Source organism: Christiangramia aquimixticola, assembly GCF_048285835.1.
Taxonomy (GTDB): domain Bacteria; phylum Bacteroidota; class Bacteroidia; order Flavobacteriales; family Flavobacteriaceae; genus Christiangramia; species Christiangramia aquimixticola.
Genome location: NZ_JBLVTL010000360.1, coordinates 1 through 277, shown reverse-complemented (window position 1 = coordinate 277; position 277 = coordinate 1). Strand labels below are relative to the sequence as shown.

Sequence of the window (277 nt, the reverse complement as noted above, 5' to 3'; positions counted from 1 at the left end):
CATTGAGTTCGAGAACTTCCCAAAACTGAAGCTTTGCTACACCCTGCAAGAGGTTACGAACTCGCTCCTGATTGTCGGCACCTGGTAGTTCGATCTGGATTCTGCCCGAACCGGCGATTCGCTGAATGTTTGGCTGAGAAGTACCGAATCGGTCAATACGCGTTCTGAGAATGTTGAAGGAACGATCAATCGCATTTTCTACTTCCGTGTCGATGATGGCCAAGATGTCCGAATCAGAAGATTCCAGGGAAATTCTACCTCTGTTGGCTGCTGTGGC

The 277-nt window shown here is 49.1% G+C and carries 1 protein-coding gene; it reads right to left on the bottom strand.

Translation table 11 applies throughout. The features are described 5' to 3' along the window. Positions 1-223, bottom strand: a 223-nt coding sequence (locus tag ACNKXV_RS14820) for a hypothetical protein (protein ID WP_417908462.1), incomplete at its 3' end; no start/stop codon positions are given. Positions 224-277: the final 54 nt, after the last annotated feature.